This is a genomic window from Cellulosimicrobium cellulans, assembly GCF_016907755.1.
Lineage (GTDB): Bacteria > Actinomycetota > Actinomycetes > Actinomycetales > Cellulomonadaceae > Cellulosimicrobium > Cellulosimicrobium cellulans_D.
The window spans coordinates 3416869-3440397 of sequence record NZ_JAFBCN010000001.1; the positions used below are offsets into that span (position 1 = coordinate 3416869).

General features: G+C 74.6%; 24 protein-coding genes. 15 read left to right on the forward strand and 9 right to left on the reverse strand.

Features of this window, described 5'->3' with window-relative positions; translation table 11 throughout:
• Nucleotides 1-104 precede the first annotated feature (104 nt).
• The 6 genes from JOE63_RS14930 (at nt 105) to JOE63_RS14955 (ending at nt 7591) form a co-directional block, all read left to right on the forward strand.
• A complete protein-coding gene (locus tag JOE63_RS14930) occupies nt 105-2786 on the forward strand; it encodes an ATP-dependent DNA ligase (protein WP_204542379.1) in 2682 nt (893 codons plus the stop codon).
• A gap of 83 nt (nt 2787-2869) precedes the next feature.
• Nucleotides 2870-3379 carry a nitroreductase/quinone reductase family protein gene (locus JOE63_RS14935; protein WP_087469314.1) on the forward strand — a complete coding sequence of 170 codons (510 nt, stop codon included), beginning with the start codon at nt 2870-2872 and terminating at the stop codon, nt 3377-3379.
• 121 nt (nt 3380-3500) lie between these two features.
• Complete coding sequence (locus tag JOE63_RS14940) at nt 3501-4757, forward strand: YncE family protein (RefSeq protein WP_204542381.1); 1257 nt, start codon at nt 3501-3503, stop codon at nt 4755-4757.
• Nucleotides 4754-5989: an amidohydrolase gene (locus JOE63_RS14945; protein ID WP_204542383.1), complete on the forward strand. Its 1236-nt coding sequence runs from the start codon at nt 4754-4756 to the stop codon at nt 5987-5989. Before JOE63_RS14940 ends, JOE63_RS14945 begins: the two co-directional genes overlap by 4 nt.
• 130 nt (nt 5990-6119) lie before the next feature.
• The gene (locus tag JOE63_RS14950; protein ID WP_204542385.1) at nt 6120-6527 is read left to right on the forward strand and encodes a VOC family protein; all 408 of its coding nucleotides are present in this window, start codon (nt 6120-6122) and stop codon (nt 6525-6527) included.
• 128 nt (nt 6528-6655) lie between these two features.
• Nucleotides 6656-7591: an NADP-dependent oxidoreductase gene (locus JOE63_RS14955; protein WP_204542387.1), complete on the forward strand. Its 936-nt coding sequence runs from the start codon at nt 6656-6658 to the stop codon at nt 7589-7591.
• Between the two features lie 79 nt (nt 7592-7670).
• Here the strand turns inward: JOE63_RS14955 and JOE63_RS14960 are convergent, their stop codons facing one another.
• Nucleotides 7671-8051 (reverse strand): cupin domain-containing protein, encoded by a 381-nt coding sequence (locus tag JOE63_RS14960; protein ID WP_204542389.1) that lies wholly within the window; start codon nt 8049-8051, stop codon nt 7671-7673.
• A 124-nt stretch (nt 8052-8175) separates the two neighbouring features.
• Here JOE63_RS14960 and JOE63_RS14965 point away from each other — a divergent pair, with 124 nt between their 5' ends.
• Nucleotides 8176-9354, forward strand: coding sequence for an aminopeptidase P family protein (locus JOE63_RS14965; RefSeq protein ID WP_204542391.1), 1179 nt, complete (start codon nt 8176-8178; stop codon nt 9352-9354).
• Nucleotides 9351-9956 (forward strand): class I SAM-dependent methyltransferase, encoded by a 606-nt coding sequence (locus tag JOE63_RS14970; RefSeq protein ID WP_204542393.1) that lies wholly within the window; start codon nt 9351-9353, stop codon nt 9954-9956. The genes JOE63_RS14965 and JOE63_RS14970 overlap by 4 nt, the downstream gene beginning before the upstream one ends.
• Before the next feature lie 11 nt (nt 9957-9967).
• Here JOE63_RS14970 and JOE63_RS14975 read toward each other — a convergent pair whose 3' ends face one another.
• A complete protein-coding gene (locus JOE63_RS14975; RefSeq protein WP_307840126.1) occupies nt 9968-11371 on the reverse strand; it encodes an MFS transporter in 1404 nt (467 codons plus the stop codon).
• Nucleotides 11372-11490: 119 nt separating this feature from the next.
• On the opposite strand from JOE63_RS14975, the gene JOE63_RS14980 reads away from it, so the two are divergent.
• From JOE63_RS14980 to mqo, 4 genes are all read left to right on the forward strand, one after another.
• Nucleotides 11491-12063, forward strand: coding sequence for a TetR/AcrR family transcriptional regulator (locus JOE63_RS14980; protein WP_204542397.1), 573 nt, complete (start codon nt 11491-11493; stop codon nt 12061-12063).
• Nucleotides 12060-12749, forward strand: coding sequence for a pyridoxine/pyridoxamine 5'-phosphate oxidase (locus JOE63_RS14985; protein ID WP_204542399.1), 690 nt, complete (start codon nt 12060-12062; stop codon nt 12747-12749). The genes JOE63_RS14980 and JOE63_RS14985 overlap by 4 nt, the downstream gene beginning before the upstream one ends.
• Nucleotides 12740-13573, forward strand: a complete 834-nt coding sequence (locus JOE63_RS14990; protein ID WP_204542401.1) for a maleylpyruvate isomerase family mycothiol-dependent enzyme — start codon at nt 12740-12742, stop codon at nt 13571-13573. The genes JOE63_RS14985 and JOE63_RS14990 overlap by 10 nt, the downstream gene beginning before the upstream one ends.
• Before the next feature lie 130 nt (nt 13574-13703).
• Nucleotides 13704-15224, forward strand: coding sequence for a malate dehydrogenase (quinone) (mqo, locus tag JOE63_RS14995; protein ID WP_087469325.1), 1521 nt, complete (start codon nt 13704-13706; stop codon nt 15222-15224).
• 130 nt (nt 15225-15354) lie between these two features.
• Here the strand turns inward: mqo and JOE63_RS15000 are convergent, their stop codons facing one another.
• Entirely contained in the window at nt 15355-15750 is a 396-nt protein-coding gene (locus tag JOE63_RS15000; protein ID WP_204542403.1) for a hypothetical protein, read from the reverse strand.
• 91 nt (nt 15751-15841) lie between these two features.
• On the opposite strand from JOE63_RS15000, the gene JOE63_RS15005 reads away from it, so the two are divergent.
• Both JOE63_RS15005 and JOE63_RS15010 read left to right on the forward strand, forming a co-directional pair.
• Nucleotides 15842-16795 carry a helix-turn-helix domain-containing protein gene (locus JOE63_RS15005; RefSeq protein ID WP_204542404.1) on the forward strand — a complete coding sequence of 318 codons (954 nt, stop codon included), beginning with the start codon at nt 15842-15844 and terminating at the stop codon, nt 16793-16795.
• Between the two features lie 178 nt (nt 16796-16973).
• Nucleotides 16974-18083 (forward strand): fatty acid desaturase family protein, encoded by a 1110-nt coding sequence (locus JOE63_RS15010; protein ID WP_087469328.1) that lies wholly within the window; start codon nt 16974-16976, stop codon nt 18081-18083.
• Between the two features lie 60 nt (nt 18084-18143).
• On the opposite strand, the gene JOE63_RS15015 is transcribed toward JOE63_RS15010, so the two are convergent.
• Nucleotides 18144-18974: a siderophore-interacting protein gene (locus tag JOE63_RS15015; protein ID WP_204542407.1), complete on the reverse strand. Its 831-nt coding sequence runs from the start codon at nt 18972-18974 to the stop codon at nt 18144-18146.
• A 173-nt stretch (nt 18975-19147) separates the two neighbouring features.
• On the opposite strand from JOE63_RS15015, the gene JOE63_RS15020 reads away from it, so the two are divergent.
• Nucleotides 19148-19366 carry an SCO4848 family membrane protein gene (locus tag JOE63_RS15020; protein WP_087469329.1) on the forward strand — a complete coding sequence of 73 codons (219 nt, stop codon included), beginning with the start codon at nt 19148-19150 and terminating at the stop codon, nt 19364-19366.
• Here JOE63_RS15020 and JOE63_RS15025 read toward each other — a convergent pair.
• The 5 genes from JOE63_RS15025 to JOE63_RS15045 form a co-directional block, all read right to left on the reverse strand.
• On the reverse strand, nt 19353-20273 hold the full coding sequence (locus JOE63_RS15025) for an RNA polymerase sigma-70 factor (RefSeq protein WP_204542409.1): 921 nt from the start codon (nt 20271-20273) through the stop codon (nt 19353-19355). The two genes, JOE63_RS15020 and JOE63_RS15025, sit on opposite strands and share 14 nt — an antisense overlap.
• The gene (locus JOE63_RS15030; protein ID WP_204542411.1) at nt 20270-20863 is read right to left on the reverse strand and encodes a carboxymuconolactone decarboxylase family protein; all 594 of its coding nucleotides are present in this window, start codon (nt 20861-20863) and stop codon (nt 20270-20272) included. Before JOE63_RS15030 ends, JOE63_RS15025 begins: the two co-directional genes overlap by 4 nt.
• A gap of 107 nt (nt 20864-20970) precedes the next feature.
• Complete coding sequence (locus JOE63_RS15035) at nt 20971-21222, reverse strand: hypothetical protein (RefSeq protein ID WP_204542412.1); 252 nt, start codon at nt 21220-21222, stop codon at nt 20971-20973.
• A 9-nt stretch (nt 21223-21231) separates the two neighbouring features.
• Entirely contained in the window at nt 21232-22512 is a 1281-nt protein-coding gene (locus JOE63_RS15040; protein WP_307840128.1) for an MFS transporter, read from the reverse strand.
• A complete protein-coding gene (locus JOE63_RS15045) occupies nt 22509-23462 on the reverse strand; it encodes a LysR family transcriptional regulator (RefSeq protein ID WP_239576724.1) in 954 nt (317 codons plus the stop codon). The genes JOE63_RS15040 and JOE63_RS15045 overlap by 4 nt, the downstream gene beginning before the upstream one ends.
• Between the last annotated feature and the right edge of the window lie 67 nt (nt 23463-23529).

Genomic DNA, 23529 nt, shown 5'->3' on the forward strand with positions numbered 1-23529 from the left:
GGGCGCCAGGAAGTTCCCGCTGCGGCCCGAGTGCAGGGTCCTAGGTCCCTGCGCCGGGTCCCGTCCGGCGGGCGGCGCGGACCCGTGCGCGCCACGATGGGCCCATGGCCACCTCATCGAGCCGCGGCGCGGGCGAGACGGTGAGCGTCGGTGGCCACCGCCTGCGGCTCACGAACCTCGACAAGGTCCTCTACCCCGCCACCGGCACGACGAAGGCGGACGTCCTCGCCTACCTCGCGGCCGTCGCCGACGTCATGCTCCCCCACTGCGCGCACCGGCCCGCGACGCGCAAGCGCTGGCCGGACGGGGTCGACGGGCAGGTGTTCTTCCAGAAGAACGCGGGGCAGGGCGTGCCGTCGTGGGTGCGCACGCGCCGGATCCAGCACAAGAGCAGCGCGAACGACTACGTGCTCGTCGACGACCTGGCCACGCTCACGTGGCTCGGCCAGACGGCGTCGCTCGAGCTGCACGTGCCGCAGTGGCAGTTCGGCCGCACCGGCGTCCACCTGAACCCGGACCGGCTCGTGCTCGACCTGGACCCCGGGCCGGGGGCCGGGCTGGCCGAGTGCGCGGAGGTCGCGCGCCTGGCCCGGCAGATCCTGCAGGGCATGGGGCTCGACCCCCTGCCCGTGACGAGCGGGTCCAAGGGGATCCACCTGTACGCCGCGCTCGACGGCAAGCAGGACGCCGCGGCCGTCTCCGCCGTCGCGCACGAGCTCGCGCGCTACCTCGAGGCCGAGCACCCCGACCTCGTCGTGAGCGACATGAAAAAGTCGCTGCGCGGCGGCAAGGTGCTCGTCGACTGGAGCCAGAACAACGGCAACAAGACGACCATCGCGCCGTACTCGCTGCGGGGGCGCGAGCACCCGACCGTCGCCGCGCCCCGCACGTGGGAGGAGCTCGACGACCCGGACCTGCGCCACCTCGACTCCGGCGAGGTGGTCGAGCGCGTGCGCACGATCGGCGACCCGCTGGCCGCGCTCACGCTGGGCCACCTCTCCGCGCTCGAGCCCACGCCCGAGCGCATGGCGACGTTCGAGCGCAAGGGCGCTGCGACGTCGGGCAGCGAGGACGACCCCGGGACGAGCGACGCCGAGCGGCCCGACCGCCTGCACCGCTACCGCTCGATGCGCGACGCCGCACGGACGCCCGAGCCCGTCCCGGACGAGGCACCCCCGGCGAGCGAGGGCAACGGCTTCGTCATCCAGGAGCACCACGCCCGGCGGCTGCACTGGGACTTCCGCCTCGAGCACGACGGCGTCCTCGTGAGCTGGGCGCTGCCCCGCGGCGAGCCGACCGACCCGAAGAAGAACCACCTCGCCGTCCAGACCGAGGACCACCCGCTCGCGTACGGGTCGTTCGAGGGCACGATCCCGAAGGGCGAGTACGGCGCGGGCGAGGTGACGATCTGGGACGCCGGCACGTACGAGCTCGAGAAGTGGCGGGACGGCAAGGAGGTCATCGTCACCCTCCACGGCGAGCAGCACGGCACGCGCCGCCTCGCGCTCATCCACACGGGCGGCCGCGACGGTCGGGACGGCCGAGAGACAGCCAACTGGCTCATCCACCTCATGGCCCCGCGCGGCGGCACGCCCGGGGCGGCGTCCGCGGGAGGCCGCGACCAGGGCGAGACGAAGAAGGCGGGTGGGGCGCTCGCGCCGGGTCGTGGCGGGTCTGGCGGGAGCGCCGAGGAACGAGGCGCGGATGGTAGACCCGGTGCGAGCGCCCCACCCGCCACCCCACCCGACCACGATCACGCCGAGCCGGCCCCAGCGCGGACGGACTGGCGACCCATGCTCGCGTCGCCCGCGTCGGCGGGCGACCTGCACGACGGCGACGACTGGGCGTTCGAGATGAAGTGGGACGGGTTCCGGGCGCTCGCGCACGTGTCCCGAGGCGGGGTGCGGCTCGTGAGCCGCTCGGGCAAGGACATGACGGTGACGTACCCGGAGCTGCAGGCGCTCGCCGAGCAGGTCCCGGCCGAGGCGCTGCCCGTCGTGCTGGACGGCGAGATCGTCGCGCTCGACGCACGAGGGCGACCGAGCTTCCGGCGGCTGCAGCAGCGCGCGAACATCGCCAAGCCGGGGGACGTCGCGGCGGCCCGGCGCAAGGTCACGGTCGACCTCATGGTGTTCGACGTCCTGGAGACCGCGGGCCGGTCGCTCGCCAAACGCCCGTACGACGAGCGGCGCGAGATCCTCGAGGACGTGCTGGGCGACGCGCGAGCGCCGGTCCACGTGCCGCCCGCGTTCGACGGCGACCTCGACGCGGCGATGGAGACGTCGCGGCGGCTCGGCCTGGAGGGGGTCGTCGCCAAGCGGCGCGACGGCACGTACTCGTCGGGCCGCCGCTCGGCGCTGTGGCTCAAGCTCAAGCACGCGCAGTCGCAGGAGGTGGTCGTCGTCGGGTGGCGCCCGGGTCACGGCGACCGGGCGCACCTGATGGGCTCGCTCCTCCTCGCGGTGCCCGACGGCGACCGGCTGGTCTACGTGGGGCGCGTCGGGTCGGGCTTCACGGACGCGGAGCGGCACGACCTCGTCACGGAGCTCGGCCGGCTGGAGCGCACGACGCCGCCCGCGACGGGCGTCCCGCGCGACGACGCGCGCGACGCGCGCTGGGTGTCGCCGCGCCGGGTCGCCGAGGTCGTCTACGCCGAGTGGACGGGCCCGGGCGAGGGCGACGACGTCCCGTTCGGCAAGCTGCGGCACCCCGTGTGGAAGGGGTGGCGGCGTGACAAGGCGCCGGCCGACGTCGCGCGCGAGGAGCCCGCGACGCTCGACCGGTGACCGGCCGTTGACGCCTGCCCCGACCCGCGGGACCGTTGCTGCGTCGAGGTTCCTCGGCTCCCCTCCGACGCAGGACGGTGACCATGACCGACACCTCCTCCGCACCTCCCGCCCCCGAGCGCCCGCCACGGCTCCCGCCGCGCTGGTTCGTCCGCACGGCCTGGGTCGTGCACCGCGCGTACTACCGGGTCACGGGGCACCGGCGCGGTCTGTGGCGCCCGCAGCCCGAGAAGTGGGGCACGCTCCTGCTCCGCACGGTCGGGCGACGCACCGGCCGCGAGCACGACGTGATCGTCGGGTACGTCGAGGACGGCCCGAACCTCGTCACGCTCGCGATGAACGGCTGGGCCGCGCCCGAGCCCGCGTGGTGGCTCAACCTCCAGGCGCACCCGGACACGACCGTCGAGCTGCACGGCGAGACGCGGGCCGTCCACGGTCGCGCGGCCCAGGGGGCGGAGCGCGCCCGGCTCTGGGAGCGGTGGCGCACGGTCGACCACGCGCTGGACGGGTTCGCCGCGCGGCGGCCGACCGAGACGGCGGTCGTCGTGCTGGAGCCCCGGGGGGCCGCGGTGCCGGCCGACGACGGCGCGTAGGGGCCGCGCTGCCGGCGAGTCCTGCCGGTCGCCGCCCGGTGCTCGGCGTGATCCTCGGCCCGGTCCGGGATCTGGTTCGGGGTCGAGAGGGCGTCCAGGACGATTGGTATACCATTTCGCCATGGCTCCCCTCACACCTCCCGGTGGTGCCGCACCTCCGAGCCGTCGCACGCGCCGCACCCGGCATGCCGTCACGGCATGGGCGACCGCCGCGGCCGTCGCGGTGCTCGCGGCCTGCTCGTCGGGCAGCGCAGGCGACGCCGCCTCGCCCGATCCCATGCCGGCCCCCGACGTCACGTCCCGCGCCCCGACCCCTGCGCCCGACCCGTCGGACGAGCCCGCGGCTCCCGAGGAGCCCGTCGAGGCGCCCGCGCGCTACCTGCTCGCGACCGAGGCCGAGTCCGACGGGCTCGCGGTCGTCGACCCGACGATCCGAGACGGGAGCGCCGTCGTCGACCGCGTCGTGGTCGGCGCCGCGCCCTGGGGGATCGCCGTGCACGCCCCGACGATGCGCGCGTACGTCTCGACGGCGCAGGGCGTCGCGGTCGTCGACCTCGCCACGCGCGAGCGCGTCGACCTGATCCCCTACCGGGACACGCCCGCCCGGGTCGGGTTCGGCGAGTACCGCCGCGGCGGCATGGGCGTCGCGGTGTCGCCCGACGGCACCCGGGTCTACGTGGCCGTCCACCGCGGCGACTCGTCGACGCTCGAGACGATCGACGTCGCCGCGCGCGAGGTCCTCGCGAGCACGCCCGTGGGCCTGCGTCCGTTCGACGTGCTCGTCGCGGCCGACGGCCGCGAGGTCTACACCGTCGACCACGACGAGTTCTCCGTGCACGTCGTCGACACCACGACGTTCGAGGCGCGGCGCATCGAGGTCGCGCCGTTCGGCACCGAGGGCGGGCTCGCGTCGTTCGAGAAGCCGCACTACGCCGTGCTCGACGACGACGGGTCGCTCCTGCTCCCCTACCAGGGCCGCGTGCTCGTCCGCCTCGACCCGGCCACCGGCGCGACGACGAGCGTGCCCTCCGCGGCGGACAGCCACCAGCACGGCGTCGCGCGCGCTCCCGACGGCCGCGTGGTCGTCGTGGGCAACGGCCCGTTCGGCAACGCCGCGGGTGGGCCGAACGTGACGGTGCTCGACCCCGCGACCGGGGCCGAGCAGGTCGCGCCGCTGACGCGCCGGCACGAGAGCGTCACCACGTGGACCGACCCCGCGACCGGGGCGCTCAGCGCCGTGCTCGCGGGCGGCTACACGCAGGCCGAGGCGTGGGACGGCGCGACCGTCGTCGACCTCGCCACCCTCGCCACGTACGAGATCCAGATCCCCGGACGGCCCCAGGTCGTCGTCCCGCTCCCGGAAGGACCCGCCGCATGACCAGCCCGAGCACCCCCGAGACCGTCACCGTCCTGCGGGACGTCCGCCCCTGGGGCGGCGAGCGCGTCGATCTGCACGTCGCCGACGGGCGCATCGGCGCGGTGACGCCGCACGACCCCACCGTCGCGGCGCCGTCGGGCCCGCCGGCAGGTGACGCGGCCGGCGTCGTCGACGGGCGCGGCCTGCTCGCGCTGCCCGGCCTCGTCAACGCGCACGCACACGTGGACAAGAGCTGGTGGGGCAAGCCGTGGGTCAGCTACGGCGGCGAGGCGACGACGCAGGGCCGCATCGCGCACGAGCGCGCGCACCGCGACGAGCTCGGGATCCCCGGCGTCGACGTGACGCTCGCCGTGCTGCGCGAGTTCGTGCGCCACGGCACGACGGCGATCCGCACCCACGTGGACGTGGACCTCGGCCTCGGCCTGCGCGGCATCGAGGTCGTGCGCGAGGCGCTCGCCGCGCTCGGCGGCGCGGTGCACGCCGAGATCGTCGCGTTCCCGCAGGACGGCGTGCTGCGCCGGCCCGGCGTCCTCGACCTGCTCGACGCGGCCGCCGCCGCGGGGGCCGAGCACATCGGTGGGCTCGACCCCGCGTCGATCGACCGCGACCCGGTCGGCCAGCTCGACGGGCTCTTCGCGATCGCCGAGCGCCACGGCGTCGGCATCGACGTGCACCTGCACGACGGCGGCGACCTCGGCGCGTTCCAGGTCGAGCTCATGATCGACCGCACCCTGCGCTCCGGGCTCCAGGGCAAGGTCAACGTCGCGCACGGCTTCGCCGTCGGCGACGTCCCCGCCTCGCGCCAGGCCGACCTCGTCGCCGCGATGGGCGAGGCGGGCATCACCATGACGACCGTCGCGCCGATCGGCGCCGCGCCCCTGCCCGTGCACGCGCTGCGCGCGGCGGGCGTCGCGGTCGGGCTCGGCACGGACGGGATCCGTGACCTGTGGTCGCCGTACGGGACCGGTGACCTCCTCGCCCTCACGACGCAGCTCGCGCGCCTGTCGCGGTTCCGGTACGACGAGGAGCTCGTCACCGCGGCACGCGTCGCGACCTCCGACGCCGCGCGGTTCGTCGGCCGCGACGTGCACGACCTCGTCGTCGGCGCGCCCGCGGACGTCGTGCTCGTCGACGCCGAGAACGTGCCCGACGCGGTCGTGCGCGCCCCGCGCCGCGCGCTCGTCGTCGCGGGCGGCCGGGTCGTCGCGCGCGCCGGCGCCGTGCTCGTCTGAGGCACGCGCGGCGCTCCGTCGCCCGGCCGCGACTCGCGCGCGGCCGGGCGATGAGTTCATGAGGTACCGGTCGTCTACCCCCACGACACCACGTACCGGGCGAACCGCCCACGACGCCGGAGGCGCACTCATGAGCACGCAGATCTTCGTCAACCTGCCCGTCAAGGACCTCGACGCCGCCAAGGCGTTCTACACGGCGCTCGGGTACAGCGTGAACGAGCAGTTCACGGACGAGAACGCGTCCTCGATCGTCATCAGCGACACGATCTACGTCATGCTCCTCACCGCGGAGTTCGCGAAGCAGTTCACGAACAAGTCCGTCGCCGACGCCACCGCGACGACCGAGGTCATCAACGCGCTGAGCGTCGACACGCGCGAGGAGGTCGACCGCCTCGCCGACGCGGCGCTCGCCGCCGGCGCCACCGCGGTCAAGGACCCGCAGGAGGAGGGCGGGTTCATGTACTCGCGGAGCTTCGCCGACCTCGACGGCCACCAGTGGGAGGTCCTCTTCATGGACCCGACGGCGTTCGAGGGCTGACGCACCGCACGAGGGAGAGCCTCCGGGCTCGAGGGAGAACCCCGCGTGTCCTCCCTCGAGACCGGACGCTCTACCGCGTGACGGTCGGTCTCGGGAATCGGGCGGGCGCGCGCGCCGTTGCCGCCACCATGCGAGCCATCACCTACTCCCGCTACGGCGGCCCCGACGTCCTCGAGACGACCGACCTCCCGACCCCCAAGGTCGGACCCGACTCCGTGCTCGTGCGCGTGCGCGCCGCGAGCGTCAACCCGGTGGACTGGAAGGTCCGCGAGGGCTACCTCGACCAGATCATGGACGTGGCCTTCCCCGTCGTCCCCGGGTGGGACGTCGCGGGCGTCGTCGAGCGCGTCGGGCTGGACACCCCCGAGCTCCAGGTGGGTGACGAGGTGTACGGGTACGTGCGCAAGGACGTCGTCGGCGGCGAGGTGTCGGGCGGGACGTTCGCGGAGCTCGTCGCCGCGCCGGTCCGCACGCTCGCGCGCAAGCCCGCCGCGTGGTCGTTCGAGGAGGCGGCGGCCGTGCCGCTCGCGGGTCTGACGGCGTACCAGACGATCCGGCGCGCGGGCGTCGCCGCCGGGCAGACGGTCCTCGTGCACGCCGCGGCCGGCGGCGTCGGGTCGTTCGCCGTCCAGATCGCGCGGGCGCTCGGCGCGCGGGTGATCGGCACGGCGTCGGAGCGCAACCACGACTTCCTGCGCTCGCTCGGCGCGGAGCCGGTCACGTACGGCGACGGGCTCGCGGACCGGGTCCGGGCGCTCGCGCCCGAGGGCGTGGACGTCGTCCTCGACTACGTGGGCGGCGACGCGCTGGACTCGGTGCCCCAGGTGCTGCGCGACGGCGGCACGGTCGCCTCGATCACGGACGCCCGCGCCCGCGACGAGCTCGGCGGGCACTACGTCTGGGTGCGCCCCGACGCGGCGGACCTCGCGGAGCTCGCGCGCCTCGGCGACGAGGGCCTGCTGCGTCCGGAGGTCGCGGAGGTGTTCGACCTCGCCGACGCCGCCGACGCGCACCGCGCGAGCCAGTCCGGCCACGTGCGCGGGAAGGTCGTCGTCCGGGTCTGACCCCGTGAGATCGACCCGAGCGTCCCCAGACCGACACACGGAAGGTCGGTCTCGGACGCTCGGGTCGATCTCGTCGCCGTCAGGCGTCCGGCAGCTCGCGCAGCAGCGAGGAGAGGTCGCCGCCCGCGTCCCCCGTGTTCACGGTCCCCCGGCGCTCGACGAGCACCGCGGAGGTCTCGACGTCGGCCCGCGGGCGGTGCTCGACGCCGCGCGGCACGACGAACAGGTCGTGCGGCCCCAGCACGACCGCGCGCTCGACGCCGTCCTCGCGCAGGTCGATCGTCAGCTCGCCCGCGAGCACGAGGAACAGCTCGTCGGTCTCGGGGTGGGTGTGCCAGACGAACTGGCCGAGCACCTTGACGACCTTGAGGTCCTGGTCGTTGAGGGTCGCCACCCGGTGCGGCTGCCAGTGCCCGTCGAACGCGTCGAGGGCGGCGAAGAGGTTGCGCACGTCGGTCATGTGCCCACCCTGCCACTCCCCTGCCCGCCACGAGATCGACCCGCACGTCCGCGATCGACCTTCCGAGGGTCGACGTCGGGCCGTTCGGGTCGATCTCGCGGGTGAGCGGTGCCAGGCTGACACCATGAGCAGCACCGACGCCGCACGTCCGGGGGCCGCGTTCGGCCCCGAGGTCTACGCCGCCCGCCGCGAGCGCGCCGCCGCGCACGCGCGCGAGGCCGGCCTGGCGGGGCTCCTCGTCTCGCCCGGCCCCGACCTCGCGTACTTCACCGGCTACGCGCCGCCGGACACCGAGCGCCTCACGCTGCTCGCGATCCCCGCGGGCGAGCCCGGAGCAGGGGGCGGCGCGTCCGTCGTCGTGCCGCTGCTCGAGCGGGGCGACCTGGTCTCGGCCCCGGGCACGGACGGGCTCGACGTCGTGACCTGGCGGGACGGGGACGACGAGCACGCCGCCGCGGCGCGGCTCCTCGACGGGACCGGCACCTACGCCGTCTCGGACTCGACGTGGGCGCTGCACGTGCTCGGGCTCCAGCGGGCGCTCCCGGACGCGCGGTTCACCGCGTTCACCGACGCCGTCCCGACGCTGCGCGCCGTCAAGGACGCGCAGGAGGTCGAGCGCCTCGCCGCGGCGGGCGCCGCCGCCGACGCGGCCTTCGCCCAGATCCGCGAGGTCGCGTTCGCGGGCCGGCGCGAGCGGGACGTCGCCGCCGACCTCGACCGGTTCCTGCGCGAGCACGGGCACGAGCAGGTCGACTTCACGCTCGTGTGCGCCGGGCCGAACGGCGCCGACCCGCACCACGACGCGGGCGACCGGGTCATCGAGCCGGGCGACCTCGTCGTGCTCGACTTCGGCGGGCTGCGCGACGGGTACGGGTCGGACACCTCCCGGACCGTGCTCGTCGAGGGCGGCACCGACGACGCGCTCGCGGCACAGCAGCGCGAGGTCTACGACGTCGTGCGCCGCGCCCAACAGGCCGGGGTCGACGCGGTCCGCCCGGGGGCGACGTGCCAGGACGTCGACCGCGCCGCGCGCGCCGTCATCGCCGACGCGGGCTACGGCGAGTTCTTCGTGCACCGCACGGGGCACGGCATCGGCACCACGACCCACGAGCCGCCATACATGGTGGAGGGCGAGGACCGGCCGATCGAGCCCGGCATGTGCTTCTCCGTCGAGCCGGGCGTCTACCTGCCCGGACGGTTCGGCGTGCGGATCGAGGACATCGTCGTCGCGTTCCCGCCCGACGTGCCCGACGGCGCACGCCGCCTCAACACCTCGACGCACGACCTCCAGACCGTCCGGTGAGAGACCCGGCGCGCTGGCCTGCCTACAACGCGGCCCAGCGCGGGCGGCCCGTGCGCGACCTGTGCCGCCGGGTCCTCGACCTCGCAGGTCCGGGCGACGGGCGGCTCGCGCTCGATCTGGGCTGCGGGGCGGGCATGGAGACGGCCGCGATGCTCGACGCGGGGTGGCGCGTCCTCGCGCTCGACCCGGCCCCGGGGACTGGGGCCCTGGTGCGTGAGGTCGTCGGGCCCGGCGACGGCACCCGGCTCACCGTGCACGAGGCCGGCTTCGCGAACGTCTCCGCCCTCGTCGACCCGGCGTCCGCACACCTCGTCCACGCGAGCTACGCGCTCCCGCACGTGCCGCGCCCGGCGTTCGACGACGCATGGCGTCAGGTCCGTGCCGCCCTCGCCCCGGGCGGGTGGCTCGCCGTCGACCTGTTCGGCGACCGCGACTCGTGGGCGGGCGTACCGGACGAGACCTTCCTGACCCGCACCGAGGTGGACGACCACCTCGCCGGGCTGGACGTCGTCGTGCTCGACGAGGTCGAGGAGGACGGCGAGGCGTTCAGCGGGCCCAAGCACTGGCACACGTACGCCGTGGTCGCCCGAGCACCCGCCTGACCGCACGTCGCTCAGGCGGAGGCGTCCGCGGTCGCGCGCACGTTCTCGTTGCGGATGCCGACCCAGCTCAGCACGCCGCCGAGGACGAGCAGCGCCGCGGTGACGAGGAGCGAGCGGTGGAAGCCGTCGAGGTCGAGCACGCCGCCGACGATCACGCCCGCGAACGCGATGACGACGAGCCCCGCGACGCGGGACACCGCGTTGTTGACCGCCGAGCCGATCCCGGCGTCGGCCGCGGGGATCGAGCCGAGGATGGCGGACGTGAGCGGCGCGACGGTCATCGCGAGGCCGAGACCGAAGAGCACGAGGCCGGGCAGGACCTGGGTGACGTACACGGCGTCGTCGGTCGTCGTGAGCAGCAGCAGGTAGCCGGCCCCGCCGATGATCGGCCCGACCGTCATGAACAGGCGCGGGCCGTACCGGCCCGCGAGCGCCCCGAACCGCGTGGACAGCGCGAGGAGCACGAGGGTCACGGGGAGCTGCGCGAGCCCGGCGGCGGTCGCGCTGTACCCGCCGACCTGCTGGAGGAATAGCGTGACGACGAACCCGCCGAAGTAGAGCGCGCCGTAGATGGCCGCGGTCGCGAGGTTGCCCCACGCGAAGTTGCGTACGCGGAAGAGGCGCGGCGGGAGCATCGGGTCGGGCGCGCGCCGCTCCCACCACACGAACACGGCGAGGCACACGACGCCGACGACGAACGGCCCCCAGACGACGGGGCTCGCCCACCCGAACCGCCCCTGCTCGATGAGCGCGAACACGGTGCCCGCGAGCCCGACGGCGGCGAGCGTCGCCCCGGCGACGTCGATGTGTCGTCGCCCGTCTGGGCCACCCGCGGCGCCCGGCTCCTCCGCCGCCGACCGCGGCACGCCGCGCAGCAGCCACAGCGTCACCGCGACGGGCAGCACGTTGATCCAGAACACCCAGCGCCACGAGATGGTGTCGATGAGGATCCCGCCGAGCAGCGGCCCGACGAGCGACGCGGTGCTGGTCCACGCGGTCCAGGAGCCGATCGCGCGGGACTGTCGTTCGCCGTCGAACGTGGAGATGATCATGGCGAGCGAGCTCGGCACGAGCAGCGCGCCCGCGACGCCCTGGAGCCCGCGCGCGACGACGAGGAACAGCCCGTCGGTTGCGAGCGCGCACGCGACCGACGTCACCGCGAAGCCGACGAGGCCGATCGCCATGATGCGGCGCCGACCGTGCACGTCGGACAGCGAGCCCGCCAGGAGGATGAGAGCGCCGAGCGTGATCATGTAGGCGTCGACGACCCACTGCTGCAGTGCGAGGCCCGTGACCGGCCCGGTCGTCAGCTCGGCGGAGATCGCGGGCAGCGCGACGTTGACCACCGAGCCGTCCAGGAACGACACGAACGACGCGAGGATCGCGACCACCAGCACCCGCTGCTGCACCGTCACCGACCCACGGTACGACTCCACTCTCATGCCGTCCCGACCGAGCGGGGGCGGCGCGGCGTGACGGCCGGTCCCCCACCGCCCGCCTCGACGCCATACCTTGAGGTAGGTATGGTGTCGGCATGACGACGACCGACGCCCGCGCGCGGCTCGTCGCGGCCGCGCAGGACCTGTTCTGGGCCCAGGGCGTCGGCGCGACCAGCCCGCGCCAGGTCCTCGCCGCGAGCGGCGTGGGCCAGGGCAGCCTCTACCACCACTTCCCCACCAAGCACGACCTCGCGGCGGCCGCCGTGCACGCCACGACGACGGCCGGCCTCGACGCCGCGCACCGCGACCTCGACGCGGGCGGGTCGGCCGTCGAACGCCTCGTCCGCTACCTCGAACGGCCGCGACCCGCGCTCGCCGGCTGCAAGGTCGGGCGCCTCGTGAGCGACCAGGCGGTCATGGACGACGCCGCGCTGGCCGCCGAGGTGCGTGCCTACTTCCACGGGCTCGTCGGCCTGGCCGCCGCCGTCCTCACGGAGGACGGGCTGCCCGACGACGACGCCCGCGACCGCGCGCTCGCCGCCGTCGCGATCGTGCAGGGCGGGTACGTCCTCGCGCGCGCCCTCGACGACCCCGACGCGATGACCGCCGCCGCGCGGGGTTTCGTCGCGCTGCTCAGGCCCGGCCCGACCACCCTGGAGGACGCATGACCGACGCCCCCGACCGCCCGTCCCTGCGCGAGCGCCTGCGCGCGCTCCCGGTGTTCGGCGCGGACCTGCCCGGGCTGGACGTCGGCGCGACGCCCGACGAGCCGAGCGCGCTCTTCGTCCGCTGGCTCGAGGAGGCGATCGACGCCGGCCTGCCCGCACCGCACGCCGCGACCCTCTCGACCGCCGACGCGAGCGGCCGGGTCGACGCCCGGACGCTGATCCTCAAGGACGTCGACGGCGACGGCTGGGTCTTCGCCACGCGCGCCGACTCGCCCAAGGGCGTCGCCCTCGCCCAGAACCCGAACGCCGCGCTGACGTTCTTCTGGCGCGAGCACGGTCGCCAGGTCCGGGTGCGCGGTCCGGTCGTCCCGCTCGGCTCCGAGGCGTCCGCCGCCGACTTCCGCGCCCGCTCCGACTTCTCCCGTGCGACCGCGCTGGCCGGGCCGCAGAGCTCCCCCCTCGCGTCGCGGGACGCCTACCGGGCCGCGTGGGACGACGCGCTCGCGCGGGTCCGCGCCGAGCCCGGGCTCGTGCTCGACGCCTGGGCGTCGTACGCGCTCGAGCCCACGAGCGTCGAGTTCTGGGCGTCCTCGCCCGAGGGCCAGACGCGCCTCCGTTACACCGCACGACCCGACGCCGGAACTGCCGAACACCTCCCCTGGACGAAGGAGCTCCTGTGGCCCTGACCGGAACCAGCCCGCTCGCCCCGCCCGACGTCGAGGAGGTCCGCCGCGACGCGCGCGCCGCCCTCGACGCCGTCACCACCGCGGCACGCTCCCTCGACGACACGGACCTCGCCGGCCCGTCCGCCCTGCCTGGCTGGTCGCGCAGCCACGTGCTCGCGCACGTCACGGCGATCGGCGAGGCGATGGCCCGCCAGGCGGAGCTCGCCGCGCGCAGCGAGCTCGTCGAGGTGTACGACGGCGGTGCGGTCGGCCGCGAGGCCGGCATCCAGACAGGTGCGCGCCGGACCGTCGCGGAGCACGTCGCCGCGCTCGAGTCGCTCGCCGAGCGCCACGACGCCGCGTGGCCCGCTCCCGGGTCGTCCGGGTGGGACGCTCCCGTGACCTACCGCGACGGGACCGTCGCCGATGCGCTCGTCGCGTGGTGGCGCGAGGCCCGGATCCACGCCGTCGACCTCGACGCCGGGATCGGCCTCGACACCTGGCCGCGCCTGCTCGGCCTCCACCTCCTCGACTTCCTCGGGGTCCGGCTCACGGACGACGTCGTCGTCGAGGTCGCCGAGGAGCCCGCCCGGCTCAGGGTCGGTCCGGGCGGCCTTCGCCTCGCTGCCGAACCCGGGGTTTCTCCCCGCGCAGAGACTCCCGTGGGGAGCGACCCCGGGTTCGACGCGCACGACGGTGTCGTCGTCCGAGGTCGCCTCACCGACGTCGCCGCCTGGCTCGCAGGCCGCACCCCCGACGCCGAGCCCGACACCTTCCGCGCCGGCGAACCCGCGCCCCTGCCCGAGATCGGCCCCTGGCCCTCGCCCTACTCCCCGCCGAGGTAGGACCCGCCTGCCGCGAGGGGGCGAGACGTCGGGCCCGTGCCTCTCGGGACGTTCGTCCCGCGAAAGTGTGACGCACGCCCGTGATGCACCGCACACTTAGTGCACTCTTTCACAAGCGTAGAATCGGAGCGTGTCGAGTCGAGCGAGCAACCCCGCAAGCAGCGCAGACCAGATCGACGTAGCCCTCATCGGCGGTGGCATCATGAGCGCCACGCTGGGAGCTCTCCTCAAGGTCCTGGAACCCTCCTGGACCGTGCGCATCTACGAGCGTCTGGACGCCGTGGCGCAGGAGTCGTCGAACCCGTGGAACAACGCCGGGACGGGTCATGCCGCCCTGTGCGAGCTGAACTACACGCCGGAGAAGGCGGACGGCTCGATCGACATCACCAAGGCGGTGAAGATCAACGAGCAGTTCGAGGTCTCGCGCGAGTTCTGGCACCACCTGCTCACGACGGGTGCGCTCCCCCAGCCCGCGAGCTTCATCTCCCGCACGCCGCACATGACGTTCGTGCGCGGTGCGGAGAACGTCGACTACCTGCGCCGCCGGTTCGAGACGCTGCGGCAGCACCCGCTGTTCAGCGAGCTCGAGTTCAGCGACGACCCCGCCGTGATCGCCGGGTGGGCACCGCTCCTCGTCGCCGAGCGCGACGGGGACGAGCCGGTCGCGGCGACGCGTGCGACGAGCGGCACGGACGTCGACTTCGGCGCCCTCACGCAGCAGCTCGTCGACCACCTCGTCGCGCAGGGCACGCAGCTCTACCTCGAGCACGAGGTGAAGAACCTCAAGAAGACGAAGGACGGCCGTTGGCGCCTGACGGTCAAGGACCGTTCGTGGAACGCCCCGAAGCGCCGCTCGACCGTCGAGGCCCGGTTCGTGTTCGTCGGTGCGGGCGGTGGCGCGCTGCCGCTGCTCCAGGCCGCAGGCATCCCCGAGGCCAAGGGCTACGGCGGCTTCCCGATCAGCGGCGAGTTCCTGCGCACCGACAGCCCCGAGCTCGTCGCGCAGCACCAGGCCAAGGTCTACGGCAAGGCCGACGTCGGCTCGCCGCCCATGTCCGTCCCGCACCTGGACACGCGCGTCGTCGAGGGCAAGACGTACCTGATGTTCGGCCCGTACGCCGGGTTCAGCCCCAAGTTCCTCAAGAAGGGCAAGTACCTGGGCCTGCTCACGTCGCTGCGGCTGCACAACATCGGCTCGATGCTCGGCGCCGGGCTCAAGAACATGGACCTCACCCAGTACCTGGTGGGGCAGCTCGTCGCGAGCCCGGAGACCAAGTTCACCGCCCTCCAGGCCTTCATGCCGACGGCGCACCCCAAGGACTGGGAGACCATCACCGCGGGCCAGCGCGTCCAGGTGATCAAGAAGGACGAGGACGGCAAGGGCGTCCTCGAGTTCGGCACCGAGGTCATCGCCGCGGGCGACGGGTCCATCGCGGGCCTGCTCGGCGCCTCGCCGGGCGCGTCGACCGCGGTCCCCGCGATGATCGACCTGCTCGAGCGCTGCTTCCCGGCCCGCTTCACCAAGTGGCGCCCCGAGCTCGCGACGATGATCCCGAGCCTGGGCCAGGCCCCGTGGGAGGCCGAGGAGCTCGAGGGCCTCGACCAGCTCACGGGTGGCGCGGACGTCGACGCCGTCGGCTCGCGGGCCTGACCACCGGCTGACGCCCCCCTCCCCCGACGACGGCCCGGACCTCCACGAGGTCCGGGCCGTCGCGCGTCTGCCGTCACGTCACCGCCTCCGTGCGTCCGACACGGTGCGTCCGCCGCGGGTACTGACCGCGTCAGCGCGGGAGCGGCACGCGCCGGGACACGCTCGGCGGCCGCCGGGTCGACGCCGGAGCCTCGGCGCGCGTCGCCGGTGCCGGGAGGGCGCCCCGGACGCCGTCGCGCACGGCGGGGTTCGGGACGACGCGCCGCAGCACGAGCTCGGCCGCGACCTCGTGCGGGTCGACGTGCCCGTCCTGCGCGGTCGGGCGCGAGGCCGCCGCCCGCAGGTCGGCGTCGAGGCGCTGCGCGTCCCGGTCCGACGGGTCGCCCCACGCGCCGGCACCCGGCCACGCGCCGTCGGACCCCGCGGGGAACCACGGCCGCGCGGGGTCCTCGCGCCGCACCGCGAGCGCCGCCACGACCGGGCCGACGACGAGGAGAAGAACCACCACACCCCAGAAGATGTCCATGGCCCCCACCCTTCCGCCAGAGGGCTCCGCCGACGAGTGGCAGGACTGACACCTCTCGACAAAATCCCGCCACGGGCGTAGCGTGCCGTGCATGGTGCACTCCGTCGCGGCCGTCGTGTGCGACGGCCTGGCCCCGTTCGAGTTCGGCGTCGTGTGCGAGGTGTTCGGCCTCGACCGGAGCGAGGACGGTGTCCCACGGTTCGACTTCCGGGTGTGCGGGCCGGTCGCCGGGCGACCCGTGCGCACGTCGGTCGGCGCGCAGGTCGTCCCCGACCACGGGCTCGACGCGACGGACGACGTCGACCTCCTCATCGTCCCGGCGATCCGCATCGGGTCGCACTACCCGCCCGAGGTGCTGGACGCCGTCCGGCGCGCGTCCGAGCGCGGCGCGCTGCTGCTGAGCGTGTGCTCGGGGGTCTTCCTCCTCGCCGCGGCCGGAGTGATCGAGGGCCGGCGGGTCACGACCCACTGGATGCACGCCGACGAGCTGCGCCGCCAGTACCCGAGCCTCGACATCGACCCGGACGTGCTGTTCGTCGACGACGGCAACCTCGTCACGAGCGCCGGGACCGCCGCGGGGATCGACGCGTGCCTCCATCTCGTGCGGCGCGAGCTCGGGGCGAAGGCCGCCAACACGATCGCGCGGCGCATGGTCGTGCCGCCGCAGCGCGAGGGCGGCCAGCGCCAGTTCATCGAGCGCCCGGTCCCGGAGTGCGAGGAGGACTCGTTCGCCGAGCTGCTGGAGTGGATGACCGAGCACCTCGACGAGCCGCTCACGGTACGGGACCTGGCGCGCCGGGCCCACACGTCGGAGCGGACGTTCGCGCGGTCGTTCGTCGCCCAGACGGGCACGACGCCGCTCGCGTGGCTCACGTCGCAGCGGGTGGGGCACGCGCAGTCCCTGCTCGAGGAGTCGACGCTCGACCTCGAGGAGGTCGCGCGGCGCTGCGGGTTCGGGTCCGCAGCGCTCCTGCGCCACCACTTCCGGCGCGCGGTCGGCATCACGCCGACGGAGTATCGCCAGACCTTCCGGTTCGCGGCCTAGCACCCGCCCCGGTAGGGAGGCGCCTGCCGACACCGCACCCCGAACTCCTGCGCGGCTTCTTCACCCCCCGCGCTCGCGCGTGCAACCTACGGTCCCGTAGGGTGGGGTGATCTGCACCACGAGCACCCGCTCACCTCCGCGGCTGGGAAGTCGACACCGACACCCTGCGAGGCCGCACATGACCTCTGCCGCAGTGCGCCCGGGCTTCCGGGCCACCCGCCCCCGCACCGACGAGCCGGGCGCCGTCACCAGCACGTACAGCGCGCTCTCGCGCACCGTGCGCGACGCCGGCCTGCTCCACCGCACGCACGGCTACTACCTGTGGACCCTCGCCGTGCTGACGCTCGCGCTCGGCGGTGCCGTCGCCGGGTTCGTCCTCCTCGGCGACTCGTGGTTCCAGCTCCTGATCGCGGGAGCGCTCGGCCTGATCTTCACCCAGTTCGCGTTCGTCGCCCACGAGGCGTCGCACCGGCAGGTCTTCACGTCGGGCCCGGCGAACGACCGTCTGGGACGCATCCTCGCGAACGGCGTCGTGGGGATCAGCCACTCGTGGTGGATGAACAAGCACACCCGCCACCACGCGAACCCCAACCAGCGCGGCAAGGACCCGGACATCGCCCCGGACGTCGTCGTCTTCCTCGACGAGGACGCCGCCGCCGCGAAGGGCTTCCGCTCCGTGATCAACCGCTACCAGGGGTGGCTGTTCTTCCCCCTGCTCACGCTCGAGGGTCTCAACCTGCACGTCCAGGCGTACCGCTCGCTCCTCGCGGGCGGCCGCACGCGCGGCAACGTCCGGGCCCGGGTCGTCGAGCTCGTGATCCTCACGCTGCGCCTGTCGCTCTACGTCGGCGCGATCTTCTGGTTCCTGCCCCTCGGCATGGCGTCCGCGTTCCTCGGCGTGCAGCTCGCCGTGTTCGGCGTCTACATGGGGGCGTCGTTCGCGCCGAACCACAAGGGCATGGCGATCATCCCCGAGAACACGAAGATCGACTTCCTGTCGAAGCAGGTCCTCACGTCGCGCAACATCCGCGGCGGCTGGTGGATGAACGTCCTCATGGGCGGGCTCAACTTCCAGATCGAGCACCACCTCTTCCCGAGCATGCCGCGCCCCCACCTCGCGCGGGCGCGCGAGATCGTGCGCGAGCACTGCGCGAACCTCGGTCTGCCGTACACGGAGACGAGCCTCGTGCAGTCCTACGGGATCGTGATCCGCTACCTCAACCGCGTCGGCCTCTCGGCGCGCGACCCGTTCGACTGCCCGATGTTCAAGCAGCTCCGCAAGGTCTGACCGAGACGGCCGCTCGCCCGGCCACCCGGACCCCCGCCCGACGACGCGCGGCCGGTCCGCTCAGGACGACGCGGCGTGCCCGTGGCGCCAGTACCCGACGAAGTCGACGTGCGTCTTGGGCACGCCGCGGTCGTTGACGAGGTGGCGTCGCACGCCCGTCGCGAGCGTCGACTCCCCCACCGCGTACGCGTAGACCGGCCCGGAGGGCAGGTCGGCCGACCGCACGGCCTCGAGCGCCAGCGCGCCGGGCAGGAGCTCGTGCGGGGCGGTGCCCGCGGGCGCCGCACCCTCCCGCACGACCCAGCGCAGCTCGACCCCGGCCGGGACGCGGAACTCCTGCGCGTCCGCCGCCTCGGGGATCTCGACGATCGCGAGGCCGCGCGCGTCGTCGGGCAGCGACTCGCAGATGCCGGCGACGGCGGGCAGCCCGGTCTCGTCGGCGACGACGAGGGTCCAGTCGTGCGGGACGCGCGGGTTGTACCCGACCCCCTGGTCGAGCACGCCGACACGGTCCCCCGGCTGGGCGGACAGCGCGAACGACGACGCGGGCCCGGCGTCGCCGTGCACGACGAAGTCGACGTCGATCTCGCGCAGGTCGGGCCGCGCGGCACGCACCGTGTAGTTGCGGACCCAGGGCCGGCGCGCCTTGGGCGTCGCGAGGTACTGGACGTACCACAGGCCGGAGGTGCGCGTGGGCAGGCGCAGGGAGTCCTGGTCGTCGCGGGCGAGGAACAGCCGGAACCACTGGTCGAAGCCCATGGGCGTGAAGTGGTCCAGGTCCTCGCCGCCGAGGGTCACCCGCACGACGTTCGGGCTCACCCGCTTGCTGCCCACCACGCTCAGCGTGACGACGTGCGGGTCGGCGGGCTTGACCATCGTGAAGGTGGCCATCAGCGGCTCCTCGGGTGCGGCCCGGGCCTCCCGGGCGGACGACGGCCCCGCGACCACGGCGACCGAAGGCAAGGTTAGCCTCACCTACTGCTCGTCGTCGATGTGGTCGATCCCACACGCCCCGCGCCGCTCCCCCGTCCCGGGACGCCGCTCCCCGCTGTCATGCTCGACGCGTGGAGCTCCCCGTCGCCTGGTCCGTCGTCCTGCTCGTCGCCGCCGCGTGGAACCTGCTCATCTGGCCGCGCTTCCTCCAGCGCATCGCCAAGGACCCGCGCTCGCGCGACGCCGACGGTCGTGCGACCCGCTTCCTCACCGTGCACGTCGTGCTCATCACGGTGTCGCTCGTGCTGGCCGTCGCGGTCGGGGTGCTCGGCGTCCTCACGCTCGTCTGAGCCCGGCGAGGCGCTCCGGGTTCCGGAAGAGCAGGACGCGCACGACGCGCTCGCCGTCGTACTCGACGGACGCCGCCATCGCCGGGACCCCGTCCACGGTCCACACGCCGCCCAGCGCACCGTTGACGAGCGCCGGCTCGAACGCCATCGCGGTCGTCTCGGGCTTCGCCGAGAGTCCCACGAGCATCCGCGCCACCTTGTCCGCACCCGCGACCGGGCGCAGCGCCGCGCGCGCCTTGCCGCCGCCGTCGCTCACCACGACGACGTCCGGCGCGAGGACCTCGACGAGGGCGGTCGTGTCACCCGTCGCGCACGCGACCATGAACCGCTCGACGGCGGCGCGCTGCGCGTCGTCCGGCGGGGTGAACCGCGGACGCCGCGCCCGCACGTGCTCGCGCGCGCGGTGCGCGGTCTGGCGCACGGCCTCGGGCGAGCGGTCGAGGCCCTCGGCGATCTCGTCGTAGGGGACGTCGAACACCTCGCGCAGCACGAACACCGCACGCTCGAGCGGGCTCAGGGTCTCCAGCACGACGAGCAGCGCCATCGACACGTCCTCCGCGCGCTCCACCTGCAGCGCGGCGTCCGGCGTCGTGAGGAGCGGATCGGGCAGCCACGACCCCACGTACGTCTCGCGCCGCGTCCGCAGCGCGCGCAGCCGGTCGAGCGCGAGCCGGGTCGTGACGCGCACGAGGTAGGCGCGCGGGTCCAGGACGTCGGACCGGTCCGCCGACGACCAGCGCAGCCAGGCCTCCTGGACCACGTCCTCGGCGTCCGCGGCAGAGCCCGTCATCTCGTACGCGACCGTGAAGAGCAGACGACGGTGCGCGGCGAACGGCGCGAGGGCCGCACCGGGACCGCGTGGGTCCGCGACGCCGTCGGACGGTCGGTGCCCAGCGCTCTCGCTCACCCGGCCAGCCTGCCCGCCGCGCCCGCCGCGCGCAGCCCGCCGGCGAGCGGGACCTCGCACCGGTCGCTGAAACCCTGGCTCGACAGACCGAGGGCCGCGTTGATCCGGCTGCGCAGGTTCTCCAGCGCGACGACGGCCGTGAGCTCGACGAACGCGGGCTCGCCCAGGTCGTCGACCAGCGCGGCCGCGAGCTCGTCCGTCACCGTCGGCGGGGTCGCCGTGGCCGCCTCGGCGTACTCGAGCACGCGCCGCTCGACGGCGGTGTACGCGTCGCTCTCGCGCCACGCGGGCACGGCGTGGAGCTTGCGGGGGTCGGCGTCGCCGTGCTCCGACTCCCAGTAGCCGAAGTCGACGCACCACGAGCAGCCGATCCGCACCGCGGTCGCCATGACCGCGAGCGCGGACAGCGACGGGTCGAGCGTCCGCCACCGCGCGACGCCGGCCTCGAGGACGCAGTACGTCGTCGCGACGCGCGGGTGGTGCCCGACGGCGGCGAGCGGCTCGAGCACGGCGCCGTACCGGCGCCGCGAGAGCGCGGCGAGCGTGCGGTTGAGCAGGGTCCGGGGAGGGTCGAGCGAGATGCGGGCCACGAGGGTCTCCTTCCGTCAGCCGGCGCGGTGCGCGCCGGTCGAGCGCGGGGTCGACCATCCAGACGCGCGCCACGGGGCGTACGTGACATCCCCGCGCGTGACCTGCGTCACGGCCGGTGGGCGCGCTTCTCGTTGCCTCGCCGGTAGTTCCCCGTCGCCCGGGCGAGCAGGAGCTGGACCTCGCCCTCGTCGTCGCGCGCCTCGGCCCGTTCCAGGGCCGCGACGAGCCGGTCGGCCGCCGTCCCCGCGACGGTGACGACGACGCGACCGCCGCGTGCGACCCGGACGCGCCCGTCCTTGGTGACCTGGTGGTCGAACGGGTCGGGGAACGGCTCGGGGGGCGTGCGGTCGCTCGTCATCCCGTCACGCTAGGGCGCGTCCGACGGCACGCGCACGGCCTTTTGCCGGGCGCGCGGCCGCACGAGGTTCGCGAGCGGCGAGTAGCGCGGCACCCAGCGCGCGAGGGCCGCCGCGGACCCCGCGCCGAGGAGCGACGTCGCCCAGACGCCCGCCGCGAGCGACCCGAGGGCGGCCCCCGCCGAGAGCACGAGGGGACCCAGCGCGTCGCCGGTGTCCTGGAAGAGCCGCCACACGCTGAGGAAGGTCGGGCGCACGTCGGCGGGCGCGACGTCGGCCCCGAGCGTCATGACGATGCCCGACCCCATCCCGTTGCCGACGCCGAGCAGCGCCGCGACGACCGTCACCGCGGCGACGGTGTGGGCGAAGGGCAGCAGCGCGAGGCCGACGGCCATGGTGAGCATCGACGGCACGGCGACCCACAGGCGCCCGAACCGGTCCATGACCTTGCCCGCCGGGTAGAACAGCAGCATGTCCAGCGCGCCGGAGACGCCGAAGACCAGCGACGTCACCTCCGCGTCCAGCCCGAGGTGCTCGCCCCAGAGCGGGATGACGGTCTGGCGCGCCCCGCGGACCGCGCTCACGAGGAGGATCGCGACGCCGAGCGTCGCGAAGAGGCGCCGGTGCTCGCGCGCGACGGCGGCGATCGTGACGCGCGGGTTGCCCGCGGCGCGGCTCGCCCGGGACCGGGCCCGACCGTCGCGCTCGCTGGCGTCCGGGCGCACGACGGCGAGCACCGCCACCGCGGCGAGCGCCGACCCGGCACCGAGCCAGTACGCGCCCCGCACGTCCGTCGCCGCGATGACGGCGGCCCCGGCGAACGGGCCGAGGAACAGGCCGATGCGGTGCACGCCCGCGAGCGTGGACAGCACGCGAGCCCGCCGCAGCGGCGGGGTGATCTCCGTGAGGTACGCCTGCCGGGCGAGGTTGAAGACGGCGGTCGACGCCCCGAGCGCGAGGACGCCCGCGGCGAGGCCCCACAGGCTCGGCGTGAGCGCGATCGTCGTGAAGGCGGATGCTGCGACGCCGCCCGCGAGGAGCATCGCCGCACGGTCTCCGAGCCGCTGGGCGAGGGCCCCGGCCGGGAGGTCGAACAGGATCTTGCCGATCGGGACGAGCGCGGCGACGAGCCCCGCGACCGTGAGGCTCGCGCCGCGCCCGGTCGCGGTGACGGCGACGACGGGCAGCATCGCGCCGACGCCGATCTCGAGGACGAGCGTCGGGACGAACGCGCCCAGGACGACGCTGCGGAGCGGGAAGAGCGGTGCGTCGGTGCCCGCCGGGGCGGTCACCGCACCTCCGCCGCGACCTCGACGCCCACCGGCTCGCCGTCGGGTCGCGCCACCTCCACCCCGCGGCACGCGGGAGCGTCGGCGAGGAGCTCGAGGAGCTGGGGCGCGGCGGACGCCGTGCTGTCCCAGCGCCCGGTCACGACGGAGACGACCCAGCTCGGTGCGCCGCCCTCCGGCAGCGCGACCGTGACGAGGCGCTCGGCCTGCGGCTTCGCGGCGACGTGGCGGGGCACGAGGGCGATGCCGAGACCGCGGTCGACGAGCTCGAGGAGCGTGTGCACGTCGTTGACCGAGCAGCGCACGCGCCGGTGGACGCCGTGCGCCGCGCACGTCGCGTCGTTGACGGGGCGCGCCCCCCAGGACGGGTCGAAGTCGACGAACTCCTGGCCGGAGAGGTCGGCCCAGTCGACCCGGCCGCGCGTGGCGAGCGGGTGCTCCGGCGCGCACACGAGCACGAGCGGCTCGCTGCCCAGCACGGTCTGCGACAGCGACCCCAGGTGCTCGGTGGTCGCGACGAACGCGACGTCGAGGTCGCCCTCGCGCACGCGCGCGAGCAGGTCGTGGGAGCCGGCCTGCGCGAAGTGGATCTCCACCTGCGGGTAGCGGCGATGGAAGCGCTCGAGCAGCGTGGTGACGTCGAGGACGCCGAGGCACTGCTCCGACCCGACGCGCAGCGAGCCGGACAGGGCGCGCGTCGCGCGGACGACCGCGTCGCGACCGGCGGCCGCCTGAGCGAGCATGGAGCGTGCGTACGGCAGCAGCGCCAGGCCCGCCTCGGTGGGCTCGACGCGGCGCGTCGTGCGCGTGAACAGGCTCGCGCCGAGCTCCTCCTCGAGACTGCGAACCGCGGCGGAGAGGCCCGACTGGGAGACCCCGACGAGCTGGGCGGCCCGGGTGAACTGGCGCTCGTCCGCGAGCGCGACGAGGTACTCCATCTGACGGAGGTCCATTGACCACTCACACTTCTCTATATGACAACTACTAGTTGTTGGACTTCTAGGTTATCGCTTCCTAGGC